Below are 6,022 nucleotides of genomic sequence, written 5' to 3'. Positions count from 1 at the left end.
TATATACTGAGACATGGCTGGGCTCCTTTCCTCTTTGAGTGCTTGCGGCACTCATGTGGCTCTAGTAGGAACGGTTAACGATGACAGTTCCACACTAACCCACGATTAGTTGAGGAGTCCAGCCAGATCCATAAAGTCTGACAGGTTTCTGAGCCTTTCAGTGGGGTATTTTCGGCTGACGGGTCGCAGGGAGCGCCGAGGCTCCGGGTCTTGTATTCGGACAGGCAGGATACCACTGCAATTGCCGGATCGAGTCGCGAGTAGGTGACAGGTAGGACTAGCAGCGGCCGGCGACGATAGTGCGCTCGGGCCGCAAGAACGAGATGTAACGCTTTCGGGGGCGGCTTCGCGAGGGGCCGCGCCCTTTCATATCCGTCGGTTCAGATATCAGGCGGCAAGCCCGCCGGGTATTGCCTGCACGAACACATGGCAACGCAACGTGTCCTGGATCTCAGTTTTCCCACTCACAATATCTGTATGGTATTATGAATGAAGCTTGGTCGTTGCGAACCTACGGTTCACTACTAGAACATGGCTAACGCAGGGTTGATTTATGCGCCATCCGAAGACAAACGTTTCTATCACATCGTTTATCGCGGGCGTTCCTGCAACCTCTGCCGCTCTCGTCGTCCGCGTCGCCCCAACCCTTCTCGTCGCTGCCCTCACGGCGGCGCTGGTGTTCGCCGTCTGTTCCTGCTCCAGCTCTCCGCAGGGCAAAGATTCTGAAGCCTCTGCCGATTCGTTACGTGCCAGACTTACTCCAGGCCGCAGTGCTCCCGCTTACACGTACAGAATCGTGAATACTTACCCTCACGCCCGAGATGCATTTACGCAGGGATTGGTTCTTGAGAACGGCGTTCTGTACGAGGGCACAGGCAACTACGGGAGTTCGACGCTGCGCAAGGTGGACGTCAAGACGGGGAGGGTACTACAAATCCGTGAACTGCCGCCCGGGTATTTCGGAGAAGGCATAACCGTCTATGGCAAGAGGATCTTTCAACTCACGTGGCAATCGCACGTCGGGTTCGTGTACGACAAAGTTAGCTTCAATCTCCTCCGAGAGTTCCGTTATCCAACCGAAGGCTGGGGCATCACGCACGACGAATCCCGCCTGATCATGAGCGACGGCACGTCCCTACTCCACTTCCTTGATCCCGAGACCCTCGAAGAGACCGGCCGGATTCAGGTGAAGGACGCCGGCAGCCCAGTAAGCGGCCTTAACGAACTGGAGTACGTGCGTGGGGTCGTCTACGCGAACGTCTGGCCGACCGAGCGCGTCGCGATGATCTCACCTCAAACGGGACTCGTGGTTGGGTGGATAGAACTGGAAGGGCTCTTGACTCGCGATGATCTGACTCAGCCGGTGGATGTTCTCAACGGCATCGCGTACGACTCAAAGCGAAGTAGGCTGTTTGTCACGGGGAAGTGGTGGCCCAAGCTTTTCGAGATCGAGATTGTCAGGAAGCAGGATCGGACTGGAGATAGTCGCGGCAGCCAGTAAAGAGGATCCGAGACTAGGAGCCACCTGTCAGACTGATGACCGTCCCTGTGCCGCCGAAGCCGGTGATCGTGCAGCCCACGTTCACCCCCACATTCACCCTCGCCTCGTAGCCGACCTCGCCGGGATTGGCCGCGGGGCCGACAACGGGTTCAGTCCTGCCGCCGGTGAATACGTTCTTGAGTCGTTGCTGCCCGGGCAAAAGCGGGATTATGTTGGCGACGATGGAGCCCTCGTCTGCGTCTGAGTATGTCCCCCGGTTCTCAAGCGCATAAAGCTCTGCGGCAAGCTGCACCGTGTGGGCGCTCTCTTTGACACTGGATTCCTTCGCCCTGCTCGTCATCAGAGCGTAGTTTGGGATGGCTATGGCCGCCAGTATCCCTATCACGACCATGACGATCATGAGCTCGACCATGGAAAACCCCGAAATGGTCGTTCCGGGAATGACGACTTCTTCTCGAACGGTCAGGCGTGGTGAAACGCGTGTCGTTTCTCGAGAGCGAGGGAGAGTCTTTTCCTGAATCCGTGTGTTGCCAGTGTTCATGGCAGAGTCAACCTTTGTTGATGGGCGAGGAATTGGTACGCTCATATTTCTAATCGGCACAGTTGACTCAATCCCTTAGCATTAACCTTGCCCCTTGTGACCCCATTTCCCTTGACAAACAGGACAACTTGTTGGATTCTTGTGTGACAAGAAGAAGGATTAGCCGGACAATGTGGCATTTTGCTCGTGGAATGGCAGTGTGCCTGTGCGTTCAGTGTTGAAGTTTCAGCAGGGCTAACATATCTTGCTTGCGGCCGTGTCATTGCCTGCCTTGCGTCAGGCCGATGTTCTTGCCGCCTGGCAGGTCAGTTCAACCTTCATAGCTGGAGGGAGTGCAAGTGAAAATCGACAAACAGATTAACAAGGGCGTGGTGATTCTTCGCCTGAATGGCGATCTTACCGGGGGGCCGGATGGCGACCTCTTTCACGATACGATCAAACTCGCCATTGCAGCGGGCAACAACAAGGTCTTGGTGGACATGGGCAATGTCTACCTTGTGAACAGCACCGGCCTTGGACTTCTCATCGCTGCACTGACGAGCACGAAGAACGCAGGCGGCTCGCTTAGACTCCTCAACGTCACGAAGAGGATTGAGAGCCTTCTCGTAGTCACAAAGCTCAGCCTCATCTTCAAGACCTTCAAGAATGAGGAAGAGGCTCTGGCGAGCTTTGCGTGATGGCAGCGCCTGGCCAGCCTCGATTTTCTCTGGCTTCGAGCAGGCCTGAAGTGACACAGAAAGATCCGCGAAGCGCAATACTGAAGGGCCCGTAAGGTGCCCTCGTGTTGTCTTACCGTGCACACGCACCCGCACAAAGGAGCTTCGGATGAGTAACCCAACTGTGCCGCAGAGCAGTGACACAACCTGGATGGGGCACCCGCGCGGCCTGATGACCCTCTTTTTCACGGAGCTTTGGGAACGGTTCAGCTACTATGGCATGCGCGGAATCCTCGTGCTGTTTCTGGTAGACGCCATGCGGGGCGGATTCCACATGAGCACAGCCACGGCCGCGGCGATCTACGGGCTTTACACATCCATGGTCTATCTCGTCGCGCTGCCGGGGGGTTGGATTGCGGACAATCTGACGGGACAACGGAACGCCATTTTTGCGGGCGGGGTCATCATTGCTTGCGGTCACTTCAGCATGGCGATTCCGACGACGTACACGTTCTATCAGGGTCTCATCCTTATCATCATCGGCACTGGGTTATTGAAGCCGAATGTGAGCGCGATTGTCGGCGGCCTGTATCCTGAGGGCGGCGCACGGCGCGACGCCGGTTTCTCCATCTTCTACATGGGCATCAATATCGGTGCCCTGTGCGGTCCACTCATCTGCGGATATCTCGGTGAAAACGTCAACTGGCATTACGGGTTCGGCGCTGCCGGCGTCGGCATGGTGCTCGGGCTCATCCAGTACAGGTTGGGCTACAAGTACTTCCACACCGTCGGCGTTATGAGTCGCGAAGACAAGGAGAGAAGTAGCTCAGCCAAGCGCAAGCTGGCCATAGGGGTCGGATCTCTGGTCGGGGTGATCGCGCTCCTGGCGATCCTGCGGCTGAGCGTGTTCAAGTTCACGATCCAAGGGTTCGCTCAAGGACTCGGCTACTTTGTCATCGTTCTTGCCATCCTCTATTTCTCTCTGATCATATTCCTTGGAAAACTGGAAACTGCCGAGAAGAAACGGGTCGCCGTCATATTCCTCCTGTTCATCGGCGCGGCGCTCTTCTGGTCAGGCTTCGAGCAGGCCGGCTCCTCGATGAATCTCTTCGCCGAGCGTTTGACGGACCGCGTCCTCCTCGGGTGGGAGATGCCGGCGAGTTGGCTCCAGTCGGTAAATCCGGTCTTCATCATCGTGTTGGCGCCGGTTTTCGGCTGGCTTTGGGTCGCACTGGCCTCCAAGAAGCGTGAGCCCTCGATACCTGTCAAGTTCTTCGCCGGCCTCGTCCTCCTAGGCGTCGGATTCCTGGTAATGGCGTGGGGATCGCTGTACGTTTCTGGAAGCGGGCCGGGCGTGAGTCCCATGTGGTTGGTGGTCACCTATTTCATGCATACGCTCGGAGAGCTGTGTCTGAGCCCCGTAGGGCTCAGCAGCGTCACCAAGCTCGCACCCAAGCGTCTCGTCGGCCAGATGATGGGGACTTGGTTCATGGGTGCCGCCCTGGGTAATCTCATTGCGGGCCTGGTCGCGGGACGGTTCGAGACCCTACCGCTGCCGAAACTATTCCTCATAGTAGCAGTGACCGCTGCAGGGACCGGTTTCCTCTTCCTAATCTTCAGCAAACCCATCAGGAGGCTGATCGACACCAGGACGGTCTGAGCGCATGAGCGCCTGCAAAAACAAAAACCCGGCAGCGTCCTACTCTCCCACCTCGTCTCCAAGGCAGTACCATCGGCGCTGGAGGGCTTAACTGCCGTGTTCGGAATGGGAACGGGTGTTTCCCCTCCGCTATCGCCACCGGGAAAATGTCACTATGTGAGTAAGTTTAGCCGCGTTCCAGCAAACCCGACGCACCTAGCACTTCTTTTGCAGGACACAACAAATCCTCAGTAGCAATCGCAGCCCCAGAACGCGGCAAAATCTTCACTGCATGGAAACGCGGCGCAACCGTTAGGATTCGACTGGTGCGGCGCACCTGTCAAAATCCCAAACCCAACTGCAAATACCAACCGCCCGATCAAGCCTCACGGCCAATTAGTACCGGTAGGCTGAATGGGTCGCCCCACTTACACCACCGGCCTATCAACCTTGTCATCTCCAAGGGGCCTTAAGGTTGGTTTTACCCAACGGGATATCTAATCTTGAGGCGAGCTTCGCGCCTATATGCTTTCAGCGCTTATCCCAACCGAACATAGCTACCCAGCGATGCCGTTGGCACGACAACTGGTACACTAGAGGTTCGTCCATCCCGGTCCTCTCGTACTGGGGACAGCCCCTCTCAAATATCCTCCGCCCGCGATGGATAGGGACCGAACTGTCTCACGACGTTCTAAACCCAGCTCACGTACCGCTTTAATCGGCGAACAGCCGAACCCTTGGGACCTTCTCCAGCCCCAGGATGCGATGAGCCGACATCGAGGTGCCAAACCCCCCCGTCGATGTGAACTCTCGGGGGAGATCAGCCTGTTATCCCCGGCGTACCTTTTATCCGTTGAGCGACGGCCCTTCCACACAGAACCGCCGGATCACTAAGCCCTGCTTTCGCACCTGATCGACTTGTCAGTCTCACAGTCAAGCTCCCTTATGCCTTTGCACTCGCCGCGCGATTACCAACCGCGCTGAGGGAACCTTTGGGCGCCTCCGTTACAATTTAGGAGGCGACCGCCCCAGTCAAACTGCCCACCTGACACTGTTCCTGGGCCGGCTTCACGGCTCCAGGTTAGGATCCCAACAATACAAGAGTGGTATTTCAAGGTTGGCTCCACGGAAGCTAGCGCCTCCGCTTCAAAGCCTCCCACCTATCCTACACATGCATGGCCAGAACCCAATATCAGGCTACAGTAAAGGTGCACGGGGTCTTTCTGTCCAGTCGCGGGTAAGCGGCATCTTCACCGCTGCTACAATTTCGCCGAGCTCTTGCTTGAGACAGCGCTCAAGTCGTTACACCATTCGTGCAGGTCGGAACTTACCCGACAAGGAATTTCGCTACCTTAGGACCGTTATAGTTACGGCCGCCGTTTACTGGGGCTTCAGTTTGAAGCTTCGCTCTGATTGCTCAAAGCTAACCTCGCCCTTTAACCTTCCAGCACCGGGCAGGTGTCAGTCCCTATACGTCGTCTCATCGACTTAGCAGAGACCTGTGTTTTTAGTAAACAGTCGCCTGAGCCGTTTCACTGCGACCCTCGTCCGCCAGCTACGCGAAGTAGCCGACGTACCTGAGGGCACCCCTTCTTCCGAAGTTACGGGGTCATTTTGCCGAGTTCCTTAAGCAAGACTCACTCGAGCACCTTAGGATACTCTCCCTACCTACCTGTGTCGGTTTG

Annotated in this window: 4 protein-coding genes and 2 rRNA genes (1 of these 6 only partly in view); 3 read left to right on the top strand and 3 right to left on the bottom strand. The window is 56.6% G+C overall.

Annotated elements, in window-relative coordinates; all coding sequences use genetic code 11:
- The first annotated feature begins 553 nt into the window (after window positions 1-553).
- Window positions 554-1,501, top strand: a complete 948-nt coding sequence (locus NTX17_02360) for a glutaminyl-peptide cyclotransferase (GenBank protein MCX5800216.1) — start codon at window positions 554-556, stop codon at window positions 1,499-1,501.
- Between the two features lie 13 nt (window positions 1,502-1,514).
- On the opposite strand, the gene NTX17_02355 is transcribed toward NTX17_02360, so the two are convergent.
- A complete protein-coding gene (locus NTX17_02355) occupies window positions 1,515-2,042 on the bottom strand; it encodes a type II secretion system protein (GenBank protein ID MCX5800215.1) in 528 nt (175 codons plus the stop codon).
- A gap of 338 nt (window positions 2,043-2,380) precedes the next feature.
- Between NTX17_02355 and NTX17_02350 the strand changes: the two genes are divergently transcribed.
- A complete protein-coding gene (locus NTX17_02350) occupies window positions 2,381-2,719 on the top strand; it encodes an STAS domain-containing protein (GenBank protein ID MCX5800214.1) in 339 nt (112 codons plus the stop codon).
- Between the two features lie 148 nt (window positions 2,720-2,867).
- The gene (locus tag NTX17_02345; GenBank protein ID MCX5800213.1) at window positions 2,868-4,358 is read left to right on the top strand and encodes a peptide MFS transporter; all 1,491 of its coding nucleotides are present in this window, start codon (window positions 2,868-2,870) and stop codon (window positions 4,356-4,358) included.
- A 26-nt stretch (window positions 4,359-4,384) separates the two neighbouring features.
- Here the strand turns inward: NTX17_02345 and rrf are convergent.
- Window positions 4,385-4,501 (bottom strand): 5S ribosomal RNA (gene rrf, locus NTX17_02340).
- A 211-nt stretch (window positions 4,502-4,712) separates the two neighbouring features.
- Window positions 4,713-6,022, bottom strand: a 23S ribosomal RNA gene (locus NTX17_02335); it runs 1,740 nt beyond the window's last position.

This window comes from Candidatus Eisenbacteria bacterium (assembly GCA_026388185.1).
Lineage (GTDB): Bacteria > Eisenbacteria > RBG-16-71-46 > JAFGJU01 > JAFGJU01 > JAPLKG01.
This window is presented reverse-complemented; position numbering and strand designations above follow the sequence as displayed.